The sequence below is a fragment of the Pseudomonas sp. NCCP-436 genome, from assembly GCF_019656335.1.
Lineage (GTDB): Bacteria > Pseudomonadota > Gammaproteobacteria > Pseudomonadales > Pseudomonadaceae > Aquipseudomonas.
This window is the reverse complement of the sequence record NZ_BPLZ01000005.1, coordinates 115,824-136,036: the sequence shown is the minus strand read 5'-3', so window position 1 is coordinate 136,036 and position 20,213 is coordinate 115,824. Positions and strand designations below refer to the sequence as shown.

Below are 20,213 nucleotides of genomic sequence, written 5' to 3'. Positions count from 1 at the left end.
CGATATCCACCCTACGGTTGCATCAGTCGAGCAGGGCGATGGCGGTCGGGGCATCCGCGCCGCGTTCGGCCAGCTCCTCGAACTCGTTGATTGCGTTGATCTCGGTGCCCATGGAGATGTTGGTGACACGCTCCAGGATGACTTCGACCACCACCGGTACGCGGTGCTCGGCCATTAGCCGCTTGGCTTCGGCGAAGGCGTTCTGCAGTTCGCTCGGGTCGAACACGCGGATTGCCTTGCAGCCCAGCCCCTCGATAACCGACACATGGTCGACACCATAGGCGCCCAGTTCTGGCGCGTTGATGTTCTCGAACGACAGCTGCACGCAGTAGTCGATGTCGAAGCCGCGCTGGGCCTGGCGAATCAGACCCAGATAGGAGTTGTTCACCAGCACGTGAATGTAGGGCAGCTTGAACTGCGCACCGACGGCCAGCTCCTCGATCATGAACTGGAAGTCATAGTCGCCGGACAGAGCCACTACCTGGCGCTGCGGATCGGCCTTGACCACGCCGAGCGCTGCCGGAATGGTCCAGCCCAGCGGGCCGGCCTGGCCGCAGTTGATCCAATGGCGCGGCTTGTACACGTGCAGGAACTGAGCGCCGGCGATCTGCGACAGACCGATGGTGCTGACGTAGCAGGTATCCTTGCCGAAAGCCTCGTTCATTTCCTCGTATACGCGCTGTGGCTTGGCCGGCACGTTGTCGAAGTGGGTCTTGCGTTGCAGGGTGCGTTTGCGTTCACGGCAGGATTCAACCCAGGTGCTGCGATCCTTCAGCTTGCCGGCAGCTTTCCACTCCCGGGCCACTTCGATGAAGGCCTCCAGGGCACTGCCAGCATCGGAGACGATGCCCAGATCCGGGTTGAAAACGCGGCCGATTTGCGTCGGTTCGATGTCGACGTGGATGAACTTGCGGCCTTCCGTGTAGACCTCTACCGAGCCAGTGTGGCGGTTCGCCCAGCGGTTGCCGATGCCGAATACCAGGTCTGAAGCCAGCAGGGTGGCGTTGCCATAGCGGTGCGAGGTCTGCAGGCCAACCATGCCGGCCATCAGGCGATGATCATCAGGAATTGCACCCCAGCCCATCAGGGTTGGGATGACCGGTACGTCGACCAGTTCGGCAAACTCCACCAGTTTGTCGGCCGCATCGGCATTGAAGATGCCTCCACCAGCTACCAGCAGCGGGCGCTCGGCTTCGTTGAGCATGGCAATGGCCTTCTCGGCCTGAATGCGACTGGTCGTCGGTTTGGCCACCGGTAGCGGCTCGTAGGCGTCGATATCGAATTCGATTTCAGCCATCTGTACGTCGAACGGCAGGTCGATCAGCACCGGGCCCGGGCGCCCGCTGCGCATTTCATAGAAGGCACGCTGGAAAGCACGAGGTACCTGGCCAGGCTCCATGACGGTGGTCGCCCACTTGGTGACAGGGCCGACGATGCTGGTGATGTCGACGGCCTGGAAATCTTCCTTGTGCATGCGGGCACGCGGCGCCTGCCCGGTGATGCAGAGGATTGGGATGGAATCGGCGCTGGCCGAGTACAGGCCGGTGACCATGTCGGTTCCGGCCGGGCCCGAGGTGCCGATGCACACGCCGATGTTGCCGGCATTGGTTCGGGTATAGCCCTCAGCCATGTGCGAAGCGCCTTCGACGTGACGGGCCAGGACGTGATCGATGCCGCCGATTTTCTGCAGCGCGGCATACAGGGGATTGATGGCGGCGCCGGGGACGCCGAATGCGGTGTCAACGCCTTCACGACGCATCACCAGCACGGCTGCCTCAATTGCTCTCATTCTGGCCATATCTTGTGCCTCTTTTGTTATCAGATTGTATACAAAAATTCTTTTAGCGATTCTATGCAGACCATGACTCCGTGGTCAACATCTTTTCCGTTGCAGCTTGTCGGCAGGTGATTGGCTTTTGAAAGTGCCTTATCCAGTGGGGTTTTTCTGTTGATAAGAAAGCCTGCCTGAAAACATGTATACAATAAAAAATAATATTGTATAAGGGTATTGAGTTTTTTGTTTCTGGTGGGATAGTGAGAAAGAGCTTTGGATTGCTCCGGAGGCTTTTGCGTCCGGAGTGGGTCATCCCTTTTCCACTTCAGGAGTATTCACCATGAGCCAATTGAACCTGCAAACCGCCAATGCCATTGGCAGCCGGGCCCTGGCTGTCGGACGCGAGATTGATGCTGCACCGCTGACCGTTGCGGTGCTTGATGCGGGAGGTCACCTGATCAGTCTGCAGCGCGAGGACGGAGCCAGTCTGTTGCGACCGCAGATCGCCATAGGCAAGGCCTGGGGCGCTCTGGCTCTGGGCAAAGGCTCTCGCCTGATTGCTGCTGATGCCCAGCAGCGCCCGGCCTTCATCGGGGCGGTTAGCAACTTGGCGCAGGGTGGGTTGGTGCCTGCTCCGGGTGGGGTGTTGATTCGTGACGATCGTGGCGAGGTAATAGGTGCCGTGGGCGTTACCGGCGATACCTCGGATATTGACGAGCGATGTGCAATCAGCGCGTTGGAGTCGCTGGGGCTGAAGGCGGACGCGGGGCAGTAGGGGCGGACGACTGGCGGGCTGGCGCAGAGCCCGCCAGTGGCCTCAGAGGCTGTGACACGGTTCTTTGACAGTCATTGCTGCCGGGCTGATTTCGCAACCCTTGAGCACCAGGCGAATGATGGTCTGGGCTGCTGCTTCGTAGTCGGAGTCGTCGAGCCTGGCCTTTCCGGTAACGGTGGAAATCTGCCAGTCGAAGTCGGCGTAGGTCTGAGTGGCCGCCCAGATGCTGAACAGTAGGTGATGCGGATCGACTGGCGCCATCAGCCCCTGATCGATCCAGCTCTGAATGCAACCGATGTTGTGTCGTGCCTGCGCATTGAGCTGTTTGGTCTGTTCTGCCGATAGGTGTGGGGCGCCATGCATGATCTCGCTGGCGAACACCTTTGAGGCATGGGGTAGCTCGCGAGAAATGCGGATCTTCGAGCGGATGTAGGCTGTCAGCACCTCGCTCGGATGGCCCGGCTGATTGAACGGAGCTGAGGCCGCCAACAGCGGCTCGATGATGCTTTCCAGAACCTCGCGGTAGAGGTTTTCCTTGGATTTGAAGTAGTAATAGACGTTGGGCTTGGGCAGGCCGGCCTTGGCCGCAATATCGCTGGTCTTGGTAGCGGCGAAGCCCTTGTCGGCGAATTCTTCGCTGGCTGCGCGGAGGATGAGCTCTTTGTTTCGCTCGCGAATGCTGGTCATAAGGCCCTGTTTGATTCTTTCGCCGCCGAATGGCGGGCAGGCATGGTAGCACCGGCCTCGCCGACGGCTCAAGCTGGCGGGGGATGGCTGTCTGGAATGAATCTGACCTATAGGTCAGTTTACTTGTATACAAAAACATCCTTTTCTGCTTTTATCTGCAGACGTTCGATCTAACAAAAAGTCCCGGCGCGTGACGCTCCAGGAGACCTGCCGTGAATACCAATCAGCTCGTCGACCCCTTCGGTCGTCGTATCACCTACCTGCGTCTGTCGGTCACGGATCGCTGTGATTTCCGCTGTACCTACTGCATGAGCGAAGACATGCAGTTTGCTCCGCGTCAGCAGATCCTCACCCTTGAAGAACTTTATGCCGTTGCCGATGCATTTATCGGCCTGGGGGTGCGGCGCATCCGTGTTACCGGCGGCGAGCCGCTGGTGCGCAAGAACCTGTTGCAGTTGCTGCGAAGGCTGGGGGGCCGTGAAGAGCTGGAGGATCTGGCCATTACGACCAATGGCTCGCAGTTGGCGACGCTGGCGCAGTCGCTGCGTGAGGCGGGTGTCCGGCGATTGAACATCAGCCTCGATTCCCTGCGTGCCGAACGCTTTGCTGCGTTGACACGGCGAGACCGCCTCGCCCAGGTACTGGACGGCATCGAGGCGGCACGAAGAGCGGGTTTTGCTCGTATCAAGATCAATACCGTGATACAGCGCGGACGCAATGATGACGAGATTCTCGATTTGTTGGAGTTCGCCATCGAGCGGGATCTGGATATCAGTTTCATCGAGGAAATGCCACTGGGCAGCATTGTCACTCATGCCCGCCAACAGACGTTCTGTTCCAGTGATGAAGTGCGCGAGCGGATCGAGCAGCGCTATGCGCTGGTGCGCAGCAGCCGGGTTACCGGTGGCCCGTCGCGCTACTGGCAGGTAGTTGGCTATCGGACTCAGGTGGGGTTTATCTCGCCGCACAGCCACAACTTCTGTGGCGACTGCAATCGCGTCAGGGTCACCGCTGAAGGGCGGCTTGTGCTCTGCCTTGGGCACGACGACGCTCTGGATCTCAAGGGGCTGCTGCGGGCCCATCCGGGTGACGGCGAGCGGCTGCGTCAGGCGTTGGTCGAGGCGCTTAGGCTCAAGCCCGAGCGACATCACTTTGCCCGTGACGAGCAAGTGCAGGTGGTGCGCTTTATGAGCATGACCGGCGGCTGATTCGTCTTTCTGTTTGCACAACAACAATAAGAGGAGGCTCTGATGAAGAAGCCCGTACGCTTGTATCTGTCATCCATCCTGCTGGCCGCTTCCAGTGCCTCGGCTGAAAGCTATGTGGTCGGGGTCGAAAATCTTCCGCGCTATGCTCCCCACTTCTACTTCGACGATGACGGCCAGTACCGAGGCTTTGCTCGTGAGCTGCTCGATGCCTTTGCTGCCGACAGCGGTGTGACTCTGCAGTATCGGGCGCTGGCGCCGGTGCAACTGATCGAGGCGCTGCGTGAGGGCAAGATCGATTTCAAGTATCCGGACAGTCCGCACTGGGCTGTGGATGAGAAGGCCGGTCTGAACATGCACTACAGCCTTCCTGTGGTGGCCTATGTCGATGGTGTGCTGGTAGCGCCGAAACGCCAGGGCATGAAGCTCGATGACGTGCGTCAGTTGGCCATGGTGGAGGGATGGACGCCACGAGGCTACGAGGAGCATATTGCCAGCGGACAGATCAGGGTGAACTACAGTAACGACTTGCGACAGATGATTCGTCAGGCACTGAAGAAGGATGTCGATGGGGCTTACTTCAATGTGGTGGTGGCCACTCATTACCTTGACAACGTCCGCGCCAGTCCCGGGGCGTTGGTATTTGATCCGGCGTTGCCGCATGTTCGTGGCAGCTTTCATCTGTCCAGTAGACGTCATCCAGAGGTGATTTCCCGTTTCGACCATTTCCTGCAGGAGAAGGAGGCCGAGGTGCTGGCACTCAAGCAGCGTCACCGGGTAGAGTCCAATCTGGACAGCGAGTACATGGGCCTGGAACAGTGGAAGGTGGATTTCCTGGAGCGCCAGAAGGCCCGTGCGGAAGCACGGGAAGCGAACCTTGAATCACGCTGAATCCACGGCTGACTTCGTAAGTTCTTCGGAGGCTGCAGGAGCGGCCGGAAATCCGCTTTGCTGTGAGCGCGCGGCTTCTGCAGGGACGTATGCGGAAATGACGACTGCCCGGTACGCGTAGGCATTCGTCCTCTCGACGAAAGCCTGAGAGATGTATCGGACACGCTGTCCGTCTCAAGATCCGCTTTTATGAGGGAGTCAGGAAATAACTGGTGCGGGCGAGAAAAAAGGGGGGAGGGCAACAAGGCCCATCCCCCCTGGTACCTGACCGTCGTCCCTACCCGACGCCGGCCAAGTTCGGTCAGGCTGGGTCAGAAGTGGTACTTGACCAAGGCCTGGACGGCGGTCTGGTCGAAGCCGTCGGTGGAACCGTCCACCGGCTTCACGCCGTACTTGTTATGCCACATGTTCAGCTCGGTACCGACATAGAGTTGACGCTCCTTGCCGAACAGCGCCTTGCCGGCGTCCCACTTGATCTGGATTGAGGAGCCGACTGAGGTTTGGGTACCGGCGTTGCCTGAGGGCGAGCGCCAGTCGATGAAGCCGTCCACCAGGAAGTCTTGGTCACCAACACTGAACGGGTAGGCCGCCGTGACGGTCAGTTGCGTCGCATGGCCGTTGCTGTTGCTGTCGGCGAAGAACGTGTGATTGTTGATCTTCACCCGGTACAGGTTGCTCTTGAAGTAGGTGAAGCCGGGCACGTTCCAGTCCAGACCGATACCGTACAGGTAGTTTTCCGTGCCGGGACCGCCATTGCCCTTTTCGTAGGTGAAGGCCGCGAACACGTCCTTGATCGGGCCCGCCGACAGATTTTGCCCGGTCAGCCAGCTCAGGCTCACTCGCGGGGAGAACTCCATGTAGTAGAAGGAGTCCTTGTCGTGCTGGCGGAAGGTGCCTTTGTCGAAGCTGCCGCGGGTCTGTACGTTGTCGGCACGGATGTAATCGATGAAATAGAAAATGTCACCCCAGGCCCAGCCACTGGCATGCTCGAAGGTGAAGGTGGTCTGGGTGCGCTGTTCTTCACCATTGAAGTTCATGCGCTGGAAATTCTCGCCGTAGAGGTAGGTCAGGCTGTTGTCCTGCCAGTAGAGCAGATCTCCGGCAAGGCTGTATTGGGCGGCACCGAGGCCGCAGGCGAGTGCCAGGCAGTGGGGTAGATGCTTGATTTTCATGGGTTCTCCTTGTTGTTGAGGTGCAGGCGTCTATATCCGGCAGCAGGCCGCCGGGAGAATTCGGGCTGATATCGTGGTCAGCTTGGGCGGATGGCCTCATGCAGGTCGCGTACGAGGAAGTCGAGACTGTCTGCCTCATCGTCCGTCGTGCGGTTTTGCAGCACTGTATGAAGTTGGGCTTCGGGCTCGTAGTCGTCCTCGGCCAGTGGCTCCTCCGGTAGGAAGATGTTCAGCGCAATGGCACAGAAAGCTCCGATGGCAATGGGGACGCCGGGGATATTGCGCAGCATTTCCGGTATTTGCGTCAGAGCCTCGGGCATTGCTGCTGCACTCAGGCCCAGTCCCAGAGAAATGGAAACGATGTGTTTGTGACGCCGAGGCAGACTGGCTTCGCTGAGGATTCTGCCCCCGGCCAGCGCAACGATGCCGTAGATGACCGGAGATGCACCATCCAGTACTGGCTCGGGCATCAGTTGCAGCACTGCGCCGAGCATGAGGAACAGGGCGAGAGCGCTGCCGACAATCAGGGGGAGAGTGATGATGTCGACGAAACTGGCCAGCATGTTCTGCAGCGCAGCAAATAGGGCGGAGAAGAAAGCAGGAGTATTGTCCAGCTGGTAGATCAGCTCGGGCGCAGCCGTGGTGTTGCGGTCGATGGTCATGTCGTAGCCTGCCGGTTGTTTTTATACGGTCATGGGCTTGCTCAAGGTTTACGGCACCTTAGCACTGATCGGCCAGAAGTTGTCCTGGCGGTCAGGTTGAGTTGACTATAACAACTTGTGGACAATTTTTGGAACGCTTTATTTTAAAATTGTGTACAAAAATAAAGCCGCCGGTCAGTTCGCACTGCCGGCGGCTGTCGACGAGTCTTTGCGCCCGTCCGTATAAAAAGATGCCGCACCGAAAAGTGGATACGGCATGTGTGGCAATCAGTTGATCTGGGCCCCCTTGGCAATCCAGGCGCCGATCAGGTCACGCTCGTCCTGGGTCATCTGGGTGATGTTGCCCAGTGGCATGATCTGGGTGGCCACGCTTTGAGCGTGGATCTTGGCGGCCTGAGCCTGCATCTGCTCAGGCGTGTCGAGTAGCAGACCGGATGGTGCAGTGCTGAACAGTGGGCTGCTAGGTGTAGCCGAGTGACAGACGGTGCAGCGCTCATGGATTACGCTCACCACCTTGGCAAAGTCGACCTGGCTTCCGGCATCAGCAGTTGTCGGAGCAGCGGCTGCGGTGTTCTCGGTAGGGGCTGCTTCGACCTTGGCTGGTGCGGTGTCGGCTAGCGGTGCTGGTGCCGGCTGCTCGGTTTGGGCTGCGGGCACAACAGTCGGTGCGGCGCGATGAGCCGGCGAGGTGACGTAGGCCAGGCAGACCATGCCCAGGGCCGCAGCCGGCAGGGTCCAGGCGAAGCGGTTGCTGTCGTGGCGGGTATTGAAGTAGTGACGTACCAGTACCGCCAGTGCTGCGATGCCCGCCAGGATCAGCCAGTTGTACTGGCTGCCATAGGTGCTCGGGAAGTGGTTGCTGATCATGATGAACAGCACCGGCAGGGTGAAGTAGTTGTTGTGGCGCGAGCGCAGCAGGCCCTTGGCTGGCAGTACCGGATCCGGTTCGCGGTTTTCCTCGATGGCCTTAACCAGTGCGCGTTGCGCCGGCATGATGGTGAAGAACACGTTGCCGACCATGATGGTGCCGATCACCGCGCCGACGTGGATGTAGGCAGCACGTCCACTGAAGATCAGGCTGAAGCCATAGGCGGCAGCGATGATCAGCACGAAGAGTACGACGCCGAGCAGGGCCGGACGCTTGCCCAGTGGCGAGTCGCAGAGGAAGTGATAGATCACATAGGCGGCAACCATCGAGCCGATACCGATCAGAATGCCGGCCGCTGGAGCCAGATCAACACCCGGCTTGATCAGGTAGAGGCTGGGGTTGAGGTAGTACACCACTAGCAGAAGGGCCACGCCCGACATCCAGGTGAAGTAGGCCTCCCATTTGAACCAGTGCAGGTTCTCCGGCATCTTCGGCGGCGCCAGTTTGTACTTCTCCAGGTGGTAGATACCGCCGCCGTGGATGGCCCAGAGGTCTCCCGACAGGCCCTCGCGCGGATTGCTGCGGTTGAGGTTGTTTTCCAGCCAGACGAAATAGAAGGATGCGCCGATCCAGGCAATACCGGTGATCATGTGGATCCAGCGGATGCCCAGGTTTAGCCATTCGGTGAAGTGTGCTTCCACGATCTGTACCTCTTTCCCGGGGGAGGCACGCCAGCCCCGGGCTTCTCTTATTGGTGGGGATTGAGGAGAAGGAGCTCGTCCTCATTGAAGAAATGCTCATCGCAGTTGTTGCCGGAGCCACTGCGATCAACCACCAGGAAGTCATCCCGCTTTTCGATCGTCAGCACCGGGTGGTGCCAGACGCCGCGATGGTAATTGACGCCCTGCCTGCCATTGCTGAGGAAGGCACGGACGGACCCTGATACAGGTACATCGCCAAGTGGCGCGACCACGATCAGAAAGGGGTTGCCGAGCAGCGGAATGAACGCCTGGCTGCCCAGCGGATGGCGTTCCAGCATGCGGATGGTCAGCGGCATTTCCAGCGCCTCGGCGCTGAAGATGCTGATGATGGCCTTATCCTCGGGCTGGGCGGTCTCCACCGTAGCCAGCTTGTGGTAGCGGCGGGTGGAACCGTTGTTGATCATGAAGAAGTCACTACCCTCGGTTTCGATAACGTCACCGAACGGGGCGAAGGCCTCCTTGGTCAGAGGCTCGATAGTCAGGCTGCGCATGGCTTGTTCTACTTATTCTATTGGGTTATCGGGCTGCCGCAGTTACAGCTGCTGCAGGCGAAACATGGCGATCTTGTTGATCTCCGCCAGAGCAGTAGCGAACTCCTGTTCCGGCGAGTTATGGATGCGCTCTTCGAAGGCCGCCAGAATCTGGTGGCGGTTGCTGCCCTTGACGGCTTTGATGAAGGGGAAGCCGAACTTGGCCTTGTAGGCGTCGTTGAGTTCAGTGAAGCGGGCGAATTCCTCTGCCGTGCATTCGTGAATTCCAGCACCGGACTGCTCAGCCGTGCTGGAGGCGGTCAGCTCGCCTCGGATGGCGGCCTTGCCGGCCAGATCCGGGTGAGCGTTGATCAGTGCCAGCTGTTCTTCGCGGCTGGCCGAAAGCAGGATGTCGGCCATGCGCTGCTGCAGTGTCTCGATCTCGTCCAGGGAAGCATCGACTCCCAGGTCGTAAGCTTTTTCCGCCACCCAGGGCGAGTGTTCATAAATGTCGGCGAAGGCGGCGACGAAATCCTCGCGGCTCAGTCGGGACGGGGTCAGGCTCTGGAAGCGGCTCATGGCAGTTCTCTCTTATTCGGTGACACGGAAGGGGTGAGTGGCGTACCAGTGCCGGGCGATGTCGATGCGGCGTGCACACCAGACCTTGTCGTGGCTCTTCACGTAATCCAGGAAACGGGCCAGCGAAGCCAGGCGGGCCGGACGACCGAGCAGGCGGCAGTGCATGCCGATCGACAGCATTTTCGGTGCGCCGGCCTCGCCTTCGGCGTAGAGCACGTCGAAGGCGTCCTTGAGGTACTCGAAGAAGTCATCGCCCTTGTTGAAGCCTTGTACCTGGGTGAAGCGCATGTCGTTGGTGTCCAGGGTGTAGGGAATCACCAGATGGGGCTTCTCCGGAGTACTGGCCGGATCCCAGTAGGGCAGGTCGTCGTCGTAGGTGTCGGAGTCGTAGAGAAAACCACCTTCCTCGCGCACGATGCGTCGGGTGTTTGGGCCGAGACGGCCGGTATACCAGCCTAGTGGACGCTCGCCAGTGAGTTCAGTGAGGATGCGGATGGCCTCGTACATGTGCTCACGCTCGGTGGCTTCGTCGACATACTGATAGTCGATCCAGCGGTAGCCGTGGCTGCAGATTTCATGGCCGGCGGCGAGCATTTGACGGATCACATCGGGGTGACGCTGGGCGGCCATGGCCACGGCGAAGATGGTCAAGGGAATGTCGTGACGGCGGAACAGTTCGAGCAGGCGCCATACCCCGGCACGGCTGCCATACTCGTAGAGAGACTCCATGCAGAGGTTGCGCTGCCCCTGCAGCGGCTGGGCTGCCACCATTTCGGAGAGAAAAGCCTCGGATTCCTTGTCGCCATGCAGGATGTTGCGCTCGCCACCTTCCTCGTAGTTCAGCACGAAGGAGAGGGCGATACGAGCGTCCCCCGGCCAGTGTGGATGGGGTGGGTTTGCGCCGTAGCCGATCAGGTCGCGTGGGTAATCAGCGTTCACTACAGTCTTCCTATATGGAATGTTGCGGCCACTACGCACCGGATAAAGAAGTGACAGTGTGACCTGGATGGCTAATTGTATACAAAGTGAATCGCCGCTTGTAAATCACCTTTTGCGTAAAAACTCTCAGATCGCTCTGGGTAGCAGCTTTTCGGGTTTCGCCAGAAGCAGGCTGGGGTCGTTGAATATGGGTGATGGCAAGGCGTTTTGCCTGGATTTCGCGGGCTTTGTGAAAAATAATTGTGTACAATTATCTGTGAAAATGTTTTATTTCATTTGGCGTGCTATCCCGTCTGAGTGCGGGTGCTACACCGAGCCGGTTTCAACAGCATAGAGGAGGAGTGGTGTCCGCGGGCCTTGTGCCGCTGGCGGATGCCCCGAGAGCCATGGGACGTTTGACGACACATGTACTGGATGCCGCGCACGGCTGTCCGGGGCAGGGCATCAAGATCGAGCTGTACCGCGTGGACGACGCGCAGCTGGAGCTGATCAACAGTGTGATCACCAATGACGACGGGCGTTGCGACGCACCGGTGCTGCAGGGAGAAGACTACCGTACAGGGGTCTACCAGCTGCACTTCCATGCCGGTGACTACTACCGCGCGCGTGGTGTCAGCCTGCCTGAGCCGGCCTTTCTTGATGTGGTGGTATTGCGCTTCGGCATTGATGCCGGGCAGGAGCACTACCATGTACCGCTACTGATTTCCCCCTACAGCTACTCCACCTATCGGGGTAGCTGAAACGGCGGCAGGCATGTCCTGCCCAACGAATGCTTGTCACCCTCCGACTCCTTTAGAGTCCTTATGCCCGCTCATCCAGCGGGCATTTTTTTGTCTGCGGGATAGGGAAGGTGGCTTGGCAGAGTCAGACGTAAATTGGCTTTGCCCAGCTTGCGGCTGCTGCCGGGGTGGCGACTGCCCGGTATGAACAGGAGCACTGCCCAACGTGAATCACCTGAGCGAAGTCCCGATGTCAACCCGTATTCAGACTGCCTGGTTGCTGCTTTCCGGGCACAGGTGATTGTGCGGTACGGCGCTGGGTACGACGGTAGTCTCCGGGCGTCTGTCCCAGCCAGCGGCGGAACGCCCGCTGGAAAGCCTCGGCCGAGGCGAAGCCGAGCAGGTAGGCGATCTCACCGAAACTCAGCTCGGTATCGCGGATATAGGCAGTAGCCAGGTCACGGCGGGTGTCATTGAGGATGGTGCGGAACTGCGTGCCTTCCTCGGCCAGTCGGCGTCGCAGTGTCCAGCTGGGCATTTGCAGGCTGCGGGCGACTTCTTCCAGGTCCGGTTCGTGGCCATGCAATAGTGGTCCGATCAATTGGATCACCCGTTCGCGCAGGCTGCGGGTACGGGTCAACTGATCCAGCTCGCGCTCGCACAGCTCAAGCAGGTGCTGCCAGGTTCCCGGGCAGTGCTGCGGATTTTGCAGATCCAGGGTTTCCTGACTCAGGCGCAGCCGATTGGTGGCGGCACCGAACTCCACCACGCAGCCGAACTGCGTCTCGTAGCGCTCGCCATAGGCGGGCGAGGGGAACTCTATCTCGACTTTCTCCGGAACTATTGCCTGGCCTGCCACCTGGCCCAGGTTGACTTGCCAGCCTGCCAGCACGGAGTCCACCACAAAGCGGTTGTAGGCGTTGTACGGGCTGATGGAGTAGAACTGGAGCCAGGCGCCGCGAGGATCCTCGCAGAAGCCGGAGCGGCCCCGGTAGTTGGCGGCGTAAAGCGGTTCGAAGCGTGTCATAACCCGGGCCGCCTCGCGCAGATTGGGTGCCTGGGCTGCACAGATGCCAGCCAGGCCGACCTGGCTCAGGCGGCTGTGACGGCCCATCTCCAGGCCCAGGGCCGGATCATTGCACAGGCTTATGGCGCTATGACCCAGACGCATGAAGCGCGGAATCGACAGCCGGGCGCGTGGTTCGCTCAGGCGCCGGGCATCTAAGCCAAACTGTTCGAGCAGTGGATCAGGATTCAGGTTCCGGGCACGCAGGGTGTTGGCCAGAGCCTGGGTGAAACCGACGGACAGGTCGCCCAGACGAACACGTGCGCGCTTCATAGCCACAGGTTGACCAGTTGTGCGCCGTGGCGGCCGGGTCCGGCGATCACCCGTCCGTCCATGAAGGCCTGTGCCCGGGGCTGGCCGGCAAACTCCCAGAGCCGGCCGCGTGGCTGCACTATCAGCCCGGCATGGATGCCCAGGTTCTGTAAGTGCTGGCCGAGCGATGCTGCGTCCGCTGCTTCGCCGAGAAAGCCGGGCAGGGCCAGTAGCTCGATCGGTTCCTCGTCTGCCGCTGTCAGTGCGCTCGGCAGGCTTGTTTCATTGCCGAGCAGCACCGCCAGCCGGCCGGCTGGGGTGTCCAGCACCTGTAGGCTATCGGCCGGAGCTGTGCTCAGATCGCCGGCGCGCAAGCGCTGGCGCTGTGGTTGGCCGAGCAGATTGCCGGCCTGATCGAAGACCAGACTGACGTTGTACAGTGGCCCGTGACCGACTTCGAGCCGCCCCTGCTCCACTCGCGGCTCCGGCAGCACAATGGAGCCGGCAACCAGAGTTATCCGGTACTCGCGGGCCAGTCCGCCGAATAGCTGCTGATAGTCGCGGGCCATTGATCCTGCCTTGGTGCGCAGCAGAGCATCATCCAGACGCTGGCCCGGTTTGGCGGCAAACAGTGCGCTTGCGAACGATAGCGGGTTACTCGCTGCCAGCCAGTGCAAAGCCTGGCGCAGTTCGCCGGCGTGGCGAAGTTCTTCCTTCTCCCCCACGGCCAGCAGCCAGGTGCCGATGTGCGCAGGTAGCACGACCACGGTGCGTTCGCCGAGCAGCCCCTGCGCGCGTGCCTGATCCAGATAGGCAGCCAGCTTCAGGCGCAGACGGGCAAGGCTCTGGTAATCGGCGACGAACAGCTCGGGCTGGATGCCCAGGAGATTGCCATGGCCGCCGGGTTGGCCGAATTCAAGGGCGAGCTGGCTGCGCAGATCCGACAAATAGTGGCCGGTGGGGCGCTGCTGGCACCAGTAGGCATAGCTGCCCAGACCGGCCAGCAGGGCAAGGGGCAGTAGCAGAGTGGTCAGTAGGCGCATGTCGGTGATTTCGGTTTATCTGTGGTTCATGGTAGGTCAGCAGGGCGGCAATTCCAAGCCATCTTGCGCGCTATGATCATTATCTTGTCAGTTTTGATCATTGCTGCTGTGGTGAGGGCTCTTTATTGTCGGCTCCATAAACCGACCGCGTGCCCATGAGACCGCGGCAATCCGTGAACTGCACCGCGATGTGGAGAATTCCATGACTGCTCGTTACCCCCACTTGCTGGCTCCTCTCGATCTTGGCTTTACCACACTGAAGAACCGCACCCTGATGGGGTCAATGCACACCGGCCTGGAAGAGCGGCCGGGCGGGTTCGAGCGTATGGCGGCCTATTTCGCCGAACGTGCCCGTGGTGGTGTCGGGCTGATGGTTACCGGCGGCATCGGTCCGAACGAGGAGGGGGGCGTCTACTCCGGGGCAGCCAAGCTGAGTACTCCGGAGGAGGCCGAGAAGCACAAGGTTGTCACCCGCGCCGTGCATGAGGCAGGTGGCAAGATCTGCATGCAGATCCTGCATGCCGGACGCTACGCCTACAGCCCGAAGTCGGTGGCGCCGAGTGCCATCCAGGCACCGATCAACCCGTTCAAGCCGCGTGAGTTGGATGAAGAGGGCATCGAGAAGCAGATTGCCGACTTTGCCAACTGTGCCGTACTGGCTCAGCAGGCCGGTTACGACGGCGTTGAGGTGATGGGATCGGAAGGCTACTTCATCAACCAGTTCCTGGTGGCTCACACCAACCATCGCACCGATCGCTGGGGCGGCAGCTATGAGAACCGCATGCGTCTGCCGGTGGAGATTGTCCGCCGCGTGCGCGAGGCGGTGGGGCCGAACTTCATCATCATCTATCGACTTTCGATGCTCGATCTGGTCGAAGGTGGCAGCACCTGGGACGAAATCGTGATGCTGGCCAAAGCCATCGAGCAGGCCGGAGCCACGCTAATCAACACCGGCATCGGCTGGCATGAGGCGCGTATCCCGACCATCGCCACCAAGGTACCGCGTGCAGCTTTCACCAAAGTCACCGCCAGGCTGCGTGGCGAGGTGTCGATCCCGCTGATCACCACCAACCGCATCAATACTCCGGAGGTGGCCGAGCAGGTGCTGGCCGATGGCGATGCCGACATGGTGTCCATGGCCCGTCCGTTCCTCGCAGACCCGGACTTCGTCAACAAGGCCGCCGAGGGCCGTGCCGACGAGATCAACACCTGTATCGGCTGCAACCAGGCCTGCCTTGATCACACGTTTGGCGGCAAGCTGACCAGTTGCCTGGTCAACCCTCGCGCCTGTCATGAGACCGAGTTGAACTATATCCCCACCCAGCAGGTTAAGAGGATTGCCGTGGTGGGCGCTGGCCCGGCTGGTTTGGCCGCTGCCACCGTCGCCGCCGAGCGTGGCCACGCTGTGACCCTGTTCGATGCGGCTGGCGAGATTGGCGGTCAGTTCAACGTAGCCAAGCGGGTGCCGGGCAAGGAGGAGTTCCACGAAACCCTGCGCTACTTCCGCAGGAAGCTGGAGACCACCGGCGTCGAGTTGCGTCTGAATACCCGCGTCTCAGCCGATGATCTGGTCAAGGGCGGCTTCGACGAAATCGTCCTGGCTACCGGCATCGTGCCGCGTACCCCGGATATCCCAGGTATCAACCATGCCAAGGTGATCAGCTACCTGGATGCCATCCTCGAACGCAAGCCGGTCGGCCGCAAGGTGGCGGTGATCGGTGCCGGTGGTATCGGCTTCGATGTTTCCGAATACATCACCCATGATGGTCAGTCCACCAGCCTGGATCGTGATGCCTTCTGGAAGGAATGGGGCATCGATCTGGGTCTTGAAGCGCGCGGCGGCGTGGCCGGTGTACAGCCGCAACCGCATGCTCCGGCCCGTGAGGTTTACCTGCTGCAGCGCAAAAAGAGCAAGGTGGGCGACGGTCTGGGCAAGACCACCGGCTGGATTCACCGAACCGGACTGAAGAACAAGAAGGTGCAGATGCTTAACTCGGTTGAGTACCTGAAGGTCGATGATGCCGGTTTGCACGTGCGCATTGCCGGTGGCGAGCCGCAGGTACTGTCGGTGGACACCGTGATCGTCTGTGCCGGGCAGGAGCCGCTGCGCGAGCTGCACGACGCCCTGGTGGCGGCCGGTCAGAGTGTGCATCTGGTCGGTGGTGCCGATGTGGCTGCCGAGCTGGATGCCAAACGCGCCATCAATCAGGGCTCGCGCCTCGCTGCCGAGCTGTGACAGAGGCGCCCCGCCTTGTGCGGGGCGTTTGCCATCGGATCGATAACCACAAGGAGAAGCCGATGTCCTTGGAGGCCCGACTACAACCTGCTGCGGCCGCCACGCTGCAACGCTGGCACCAGTTTGTCTCCGCCCGGGATCTGAGCTGTCTGTCGGAGCTGCTGCATGAGCAGGCGGTATTTCGCTCGCCCATGGCGCACAAGCCCTATCCGGGCGCGTCAGTGGTCAATCTGATCCTCAATACCGTGCTCAAGGTATTCGAGGACTTCACCTATCACCGTGAACTGGCCAGCGCTGACGGGCTGAACGTGGTGCTGGAATTCTCTGCACGGGTTGGCGACCGCGAGCTGAAGGGCATTGACATGATCCGTTTCGATGAGCAGGGGCGGATCGTCGAGTTCGAGGTGATGGTGCGGCCGCTCAGTGGCCTGCAGGTGCTGGGGGGGAGATGGCGCAGCGCCTTGCCCCGTTTCTGGCAGCCGACAAGCACTGAGGCAAGTGCTCCTGTGCAGCTGGCCGGCCCCTCGGCAGAGGCACGTGTCAGGCTGTTAGCCGGGACATGCTCTTGAGCCAGCCCGATGACTGCCCTGTCGCAAGTGTGGCTTTCGCGTCTTCGTCACAGTTTTGGCTAATCCTCTAAAGATTTGCAGGAAGCGCGCCGAACCACTGCCAACCGAGTCACATTGCGGCTCGTGAGTTTTCCCCTAGACTTGGCGGGCCGATCAACGTCGGCATCCATGCCCGGTTCCCGAGATTCCGGCATGTGACAGTGCACGCACATATTCCCCCTTGGGTGCAGAGGGCTTTCGATGAGCATGCAGAACAAGCCGCAGATGGCGGAGGCCGTGATGTTCTTCAGTGAGCGCGGCATCTGCAAACAGATGATGTTTCCCGAGTTCGAGGCGTTGCTCGATGGCGTGGTCAACATGCCGGAGTTCGCTGACGAGCAGTTGCGTGCGGCTTTCGTGGTCATCAATCCGCGGCTGCTGATCAGGGCCGTGGTGTTCTTCTATCTCGACTTCGACGAGGACGGTCGTCCGGATCGCGGCTGGAACATTCCCTTGCAGCACCTGGCCGAGCGTGCCGGGCGTGGGCCGGATCTGGGGAGCGGGCCGATCCGGCTGGCCTGTCGCAGCCAGTGCCCGGTGTCCTGGCATCAGATGCACCTGTGGGATCCGGGCCAGAGCGACTTGGTGCAGTTGCGTGATGCGGTCAAGCTCAACCAACTGGGCCTGCTCGTTGAGGAGGATAATATACAGGCCGTGGTTGTGCCCGAGCGCTTGCAGGTGGCTCCCGAAGACAAATGGTATGCCCCTGATGCTGCGTGTGAGGCGACGTCTCAGACTGATCCGCAGCAGGAACAGCCTGCCAAGACCGCCCAGATGATCCAGCAGCAGCGCCTGCACATCGCCAGCCTGGCCAAGCAGCACGAAGAGGAGCTGGCACGGCTCAAGCAAGCCGGCGAGGAGCGACTTCGCGAGTTGCAGGCACAGATTCAGTCCCTGCAGCAGGCCCTACATCAGCAGGAAGAACTCAACGCCGGCCTAAAGACGCAACTGACCGCGCAGGCAGAGAGCTTCCAGCGTAGCCGTGAGGAAATGGCCCGGCAGATACGCGAGCTGGAGCAGCACGGACGCAGCGAAGGCAAGAACCTGCGTGCCCAGCTCGAGAGCGAAATTCAGGCGAAGGTAAGGGCAGCCGTGGCGCAATACCAGGAGCAGATAGCCATTCGTGACGTGGAGCTGGCTTACCGCAACGAGCTGGATGGGCAGTTGCAGGCGGAAATCGAACAGCTCAAGCGTGAGCGCGACGAAATCGCCAGTCAGCGTGGTGATCAGGCTCTGGAACGGCTGGCCAGTCTTGGAGTGGTGTTCGTGGTTTATCACCCAGGCGCCGGTCACCTGACGATTCCGCTGCAGGACGTGGCCCGTTATCAGGAGGATCCGCTGGCTTATGCAGCGGCCAAGTGTTTCGTCTCCCAGCAGCAGTATCGTCACTGGCTGGCGCATTATCAGCAGCCGTCCTGCGATGCGACGCTGTCCACGGGCGAGCGCTGCGGCATTCCCATCGACCGAATCGATGCGCCTAGCCGTTTCGTACTCGGCGAGTCCAACTGCTGCGCCCGGCATAAGGCCGGTAGCCGCCTGCGTAGCGTCAACTGAGCCTTGCAATCGCGTATTGCCGACTGGCGCCCGCTGGCACCTCTGCAGTCCCTCGAGCTGGACTGGCTCGTGCAGGCAGGCGTTGAACTGGCCTGTCTGCGTCTGGATCTGATCGACCCGCTGATCAGTGGCAACAAGTGGTTCAAGCTTGCGCCCTATCTGCAGGCGGCGCAGGCCAGTGGTGCGCGGGGGCTGATCAGCCTGGGTGGTGCCCATTCCAATCATCTACATGCGCTGGCTGCGGCCGGTCGTCGTTTCGGGTTCGCCACCATTGGCCTATTGCGTGGCGAGCCGCAGGACACACCGACCGTTCGCGATCTGCAGGCTTTTGGCATGCAGTTGCACTGGCTGGGTTATGGAGGTTATCGCGCACGCCATCAAGCGGATTTCTGGCAGCCCTGGCTGGCCCGTTATGAGAATTTCTACCCGCTGGGCGAGGGCGGCCTTGGCCTAGCCGGTGCTCGTGGCTGCAGTGCGCTGATTCAGATGGTCGATGCGCAGCTGTCGTCTGTCGGCTGGGCGGGTTTCGACGGCTGGTGGCTGGCGGCCGGCACCGGTACGACCCTGGCCGGGCTGGTGCTTGGGGAGCAGGGGCGGCGCATGGTGTATGGCGCCATGGCGGTACCAGGCGATCATGGCGTGGCCCGCCAGGTGGAGGCGCTGCTTGACGAGGCCGGGCAGATGCAGCGCCGTTACCGTCTGCTGGAGGCTGCGCGTTTGGGTTTTGCGCGAGTGGATGATGCGCTGCATAGGTTCATCCTCGAAACCGGGCAGAGCACCGGTCTGCCGCTGGATCCGCTATACACTGGCAAGGCGTTGCTGGCACTGCGCGAGGCGTGCTCTCGGGGCGAGCTGGCTCCGGGGACGCGCCTGATATTTGTTCATACCGGCGGGCTGCAGGGGGGACGGGTACTGATGGCAGCTAAATCCAGGTCAGGGGAGACGTACACGAAGCAGCCGCAGATTGAGCGCGGTCGCTAGTTTCAGGCGGGCCAGCGATCGTTGAGCAGAAAGAACCGCTCGACCTCCTGCCAGTTACCTGTGGGATCTTCTTTCAGGCGTACCAGCAATTGCCCCGGGCAGCTGGGTGTCAGGTCGCCGAGCCAGTGTTGCAGTTGCTCTGCAGTCCAGAGTTGACTGACGGCGAAGCGTGCTGGTGCCAGCCAGGCCAGACGTGGCAGCGGCTGCCAGCAGGTGCCGTCACTCAGGGTATTGAAAGCCTGCCACTGCTTGTGATGCAGCCAGTTGCCACGCAGGTGACCGGGTGTAGCGCCATGTGGTGGCTGGCAGCCGTGCGGCCAGGGGTAGAACAGATAGCCGCCCAGCCAGAATGAGGCTCGGGGGTGGTTCAGTTGCAGCGGATTGAGGATTTCCCGGGCTTCATGCCGCGCTGACAGTGGCAACTGGTGACGGGCCAGATGACGGAGCTTGAGGTCGAGCCGGTCATGGCTGGCCGGGCCAAGCCAGGCGGTGCGGGGCTCGTCGTCACTGTTCGTGCCCAGGTAAAACTTTACCGCCAGTTCCAGATGGTGCTCGCCCTCGGCATCGCGCAATAGCAGATCCAGTTCACCCAGTGTCCGGCTGCCTTGACGGATCGGCAGATTTGCCGCGATTACCTGGATGCCGGGAGCCGCCTGCAGGGCGAACTGCCAGAGCCGTTCGTAGTACAGGCCAAGCCGCCGCAACGGTCGCGCACTCAGCCAGGCATGCAGAACATCGGGCTGGCGGTCCAGGAGCAGCAGCCAGTCGGCCAGTTGCTGTGGATGCCGTACCCAGTCGCTGGCTTGCAACGGATGGCGCAGCGGGCCGCATGTCTTGTCCAGCAATGGTGGAGAGAGCAGTGTCCAGGTCAGATCGCGCACCGCGGGGGTGTGAAGAATCTGCAGCAGCTCGGGTAGCAGGCAGGGGATCGGCATTGCCTGAGAATAGCCGGTTTGCCGGCACCTCGGGCT

18 protein-coding genes and 1 pseudogene are annotated in these 20,213 nt (G+C 60.9%); 8 read left to right on the top strand and 11 right to left on the bottom strand.

The features are described 5' to 3' along the window. Positions 1-22: 22 nt before the first annotated feature. The gene (gcl, locus tag NCCP436_RS07805) at positions 23-1,798 is read right to left on the bottom strand and encodes a glyoxylate carboligase (RefSeq protein WP_220803421.1); all 1,776 of its coding nucleotides are present in this window, start codon (positions 1,796-1,798) and stop codon (positions 23-25) included. 316 nt (positions 1,799-2,114) lie between these two features. Between gcl and NCCP436_RS07800 the strand changes: the two genes are divergently transcribed. After that, a complete protein-coding gene (locus NCCP436_RS07800; RefSeq protein WP_220803420.1) occupies positions 2,115-2,549 on the top strand; it encodes a heme-binding protein in 435 nt (144 codons plus the stop codon). 42 nt (positions 2,550-2,591) lie between these two features. Here NCCP436_RS07800 and NCCP436_RS07795 read toward each other — a convergent pair whose 3' ends face one another. Next, positions 2,592-3,236 (bottom strand): TetR/AcrR family transcriptional regulator, encoded by a 645-nt coding sequence (locus NCCP436_RS07795; protein WP_220803419.1) that lies wholly within the window; start codon positions 3,234-3,236, stop codon positions 2,592-2,594. 212 nt (positions 3,237-3,448) lie between these two features. Here NCCP436_RS07795 and moaA point away from each other — a divergent pair, with 212 nt between their 5' ends. Together moaA and NCCP436_RS07785 are read left to right on the top strand one after the other, a co-directional pair. Continuing rightward, the gene (moaA, locus tag NCCP436_RS07790; protein WP_220803418.1) at positions 3,449-4,444 is read left to right on the top strand and encodes a GTP 3',8-cyclase MoaA; all 996 of its coding nucleotides are present in this window, start codon (positions 3,449-3,451) and stop codon (positions 4,442-4,444) included. 42 nt (positions 4,445-4,486) lie between these two features. Then, a complete protein-coding gene (locus tag NCCP436_RS07785) occupies positions 4,487-5,332 on the top strand; it encodes an ABC transporter substrate-binding protein (protein WP_220803417.1) in 846 nt (281 codons plus the stop codon). Between the two features lie 311 nt (positions 5,333-5,643). Here NCCP436_RS07785 and NCCP436_RS07780 read toward each other — a convergent pair whose 3' ends face one another. The 6 genes from NCCP436_RS07780 to puuE form a co-directional block, all read right to left on the bottom strand. Next, positions 5,644-6,504 (bottom strand): outer membrane protein OmpK, encoded by an 861-nt coding sequence (locus NCCP436_RS07780; RefSeq protein ID WP_220803416.1) that lies wholly within the window; start codon positions 6,502-6,504, stop codon positions 5,644-5,646. Positions 6,505-6,581: 77 nt separating this feature from the next. After that, positions 6,582-7,166: a solute carrier family 23 protein gene (locus NCCP436_RS07775; protein WP_220803415.1), complete on the bottom strand. Its 585-nt coding sequence runs from the start codon at positions 7,164-7,166 to the stop codon at positions 6,582-6,584. Between the two features lie 267 nt (positions 7,167-7,433). Then, entirely contained in the window at positions 7,434-8,735 is a 1,302-nt protein-coding gene (locus tag NCCP436_RS07770; protein ID WP_220803414.1) for a urate hydroxylase PuuD, read from the bottom strand. A 47-nt stretch (positions 8,736-8,782) separates the two neighbouring features. Next, complete coding sequence (locus tag NCCP436_RS07765) at positions 8,783-9,286, bottom strand: ureidoglycolate lyase (RefSeq protein WP_220803413.1); 504 nt, start codon at positions 9,284-9,286, stop codon at positions 8,783-8,785. Between the two features lie 42 nt (positions 9,287-9,328). After that, on the bottom strand, positions 9,329-9,844 hold the full coding sequence (uraD, locus tag NCCP436_RS07760) for a 2-oxo-4-hydroxy-4-carboxy-5-ureidoimidazoline decarboxylase (RefSeq protein ID WP_220803412.1): 516 nt from the start codon (positions 9,842-9,844) through the stop codon (positions 9,329-9,331). A gap of 12 nt (positions 9,845-9,856) precedes the next feature. Next, complete coding sequence (puuE, locus tag NCCP436_RS07755) at positions 9,857-10,783, bottom strand: allantoinase PuuE (protein WP_220803411.1); 927 nt, start codon at positions 10,781-10,783, stop codon at positions 9,857-9,859. Positions 10,784-11,169: 386 nt separating this feature from the next. On the opposite strand from puuE, the gene uraH reads away from it, so the two are divergent. Then, complete coding sequence (gene uraH, locus NCCP436_RS07750) at positions 11,170-11,523, top strand: hydroxyisourate hydrolase (RefSeq protein WP_220803508.1); 354 nt, start codon at positions 11,170-11,172, stop codon at positions 11,521-11,523. A gap of 232 nt (positions 11,524-11,755) precedes the next feature. On the opposite strand, the gene NCCP436_RS07745 is transcribed toward uraH, so the two are convergent. Together NCCP436_RS07745 and NCCP436_RS07740 are read right to left on the bottom strand one after the other, a co-directional pair. Continuing rightward, a complete protein-coding gene (locus tag NCCP436_RS07745) occupies positions 11,756-12,841 on the bottom strand; it encodes an AraC family transcriptional regulator (RefSeq protein WP_220803410.1) in 1,086 nt (361 codons plus the stop codon). Beyond that, the gene (locus NCCP436_RS07740; RefSeq protein WP_220803409.1) at positions 12,838-13,863 is read right to left on the bottom strand and encodes a carbon-nitrogen hydrolase family protein; all 1,026 of its coding nucleotides are present in this window, start codon (positions 13,861-13,863) and stop codon (positions 12,838-12,840) included. Before NCCP436_RS07740 ends, NCCP436_RS07745 begins: the two co-directional genes overlap by 4 nt. Before the next feature lie 202 nt (positions 13,864-14,065). On the opposite strand from NCCP436_RS07740, the gene NCCP436_RS07735 reads away from it, so the two are divergent. The 4 genes and pseudogenes from NCCP436_RS07735 (at position 14,066) to NCCP436_RS07720 (ending at position 19,242) form a co-directional block, all read left to right on the top strand. Continuing rightward, positions 14,066-16,099 (top strand): NADPH-dependent 2,4-dienoyl-CoA reductase, encoded by a 2,034-nt coding sequence (locus NCCP436_RS07735; protein ID WP_220803408.1) that lies wholly within the window; start codon positions 14,066-14,068, stop codon positions 16,097-16,099. A 62-nt stretch (positions 16,100-16,161) separates the two neighbouring features. Then, positions 16,162-16,592, top strand: a pseudogene (locus tag NCCP436_RS07730) (nuclear transport factor 2 family protein). 316 nt (positions 16,593-16,908) lie between these two features. Then, positions 16,909-18,261, top strand: coding sequence for a chromosome partitioning protein ParA (locus NCCP436_RS07725; protein WP_220803407.1), 1,353 nt, complete (start codon positions 16,909-16,911; stop codon positions 18,259-18,261). A gap of 3 nt (positions 18,262-18,264) precedes the next feature. Continuing rightward, entirely contained in the window at positions 18,265-19,242 is a 978-nt protein-coding gene (locus tag NCCP436_RS07720) for a 1-aminocyclopropane-1-carboxylate deaminase/D-cysteine desulfhydrase (RefSeq protein WP_220803406.1), read from the top strand. 2 nt (positions 19,243-19,244) lie between these two features. Here NCCP436_RS07720 and NCCP436_RS07715 read toward each other — a convergent pair whose 3' ends face one another. After that, positions 19,245-20,177 (bottom strand): DUF1853 family protein, encoded by a 933-nt coding sequence (locus NCCP436_RS07715; RefSeq protein WP_220803405.1) that lies wholly within the window; start codon positions 20,175-20,177, stop codon positions 19,245-19,247. Positions 20,178-20,213 lie beyond the last annotated feature (36 nt).

Bases quoted from the DNA above. Each gene is read 5' to 3' on its own strand.
- NCCP436_RS07780 (WP_220803416.1), bottom strand. From the start codon at position 6,504: ATGAAAATCAAGCATCTACCCCACTGCCTGGCACTCGCCTGCGGCCTC.
- NCCP436_RS07745 (WP_220803410.1), bottom strand. From the start codon at position 12,841: ATGAAGCGCGCACGTGTTCGTCTGGGCGACCTGTCCGTCGGTTTCACC.
- NCCP436_RS07725 (WP_220803407.1), top strand. From the start codon at position 16,909: ATGAGCATGCAGAACAAGCCGCAGATGGCGGAGGCCGTGATGTTCTTC.
- NCCP436_RS07795 (WP_220803419.1), bottom strand. From the start codon at position 3,236: ATGACCAGCATTCGCGAGCGAAACAAAGAGCTCATCCTCCGCGCAGCC.
- NCCP436_RS07735 (WP_220803408.1), top strand. From the start codon at position 14,066: ATGACTGCTCGTTACCCCCACTTGCTGGCTCCTCTCGATCTTGGCTTT.
- NCCP436_RS07715 (WP_220803405.1), bottom strand. From the start codon at position 20,177: ATGCCGATCCCCTGCCTGCTACCCGAGCTGCTGCAGATTCTTCACACC.
- NCCP436_RS07740 (WP_220803409.1), bottom strand. From the start codon at position 13,863: ATGCGCCTACTGACCACTCTGCTACTGCCCCTTGCCCTGCTGGCCGGT.
- NCCP436_RS07800 (WP_220803420.1), top strand. From the start codon at position 2,115: ATGAGCCAATTGAACCTGCAAACCGCCAATGCCATTGGCAGCCGGGCC.
- NCCP436_RS07785 (WP_220803417.1), top strand. From the start codon at position 4,487: ATGAAGAAGCCCGTACGCTTGTATCTGTCATCCATCCTGCTGGCCGCT.
- uraD (WP_220803412.1), bottom strand. From the start codon at position 9,844: ATGAGCCGCTTCCAGAGCCTGACCCCGTCCCGACTGAGCCGCGAGGAT.
- NCCP436_RS07765 (WP_220803413.1), bottom strand. From the start codon at position 9,286: ATGCGCAGCCTGACTATCGAGCCTCTGACCAAGGAGGCCTTCGCCCCG.
- uraH (WP_220803508.1), top strand. From the start codon at position 11,170: ATGGGACGTTTGACGACACATGTACTGGATGCCGCGCACGGCTGTCCG.
- gcl (WP_220803421.1), bottom strand. From the start codon at position 1,798: ATGGCCAGAATGAGAGCAATTGAGGCAGCCGTGCTGGTGATGCGTCGT.
- NCCP436_RS07775 (WP_220803415.1), bottom strand. From the start codon at position 7,166: ATGACCATCGACCGCAACACCACGGCTGCGCCCGAGCTGATCTACCAG.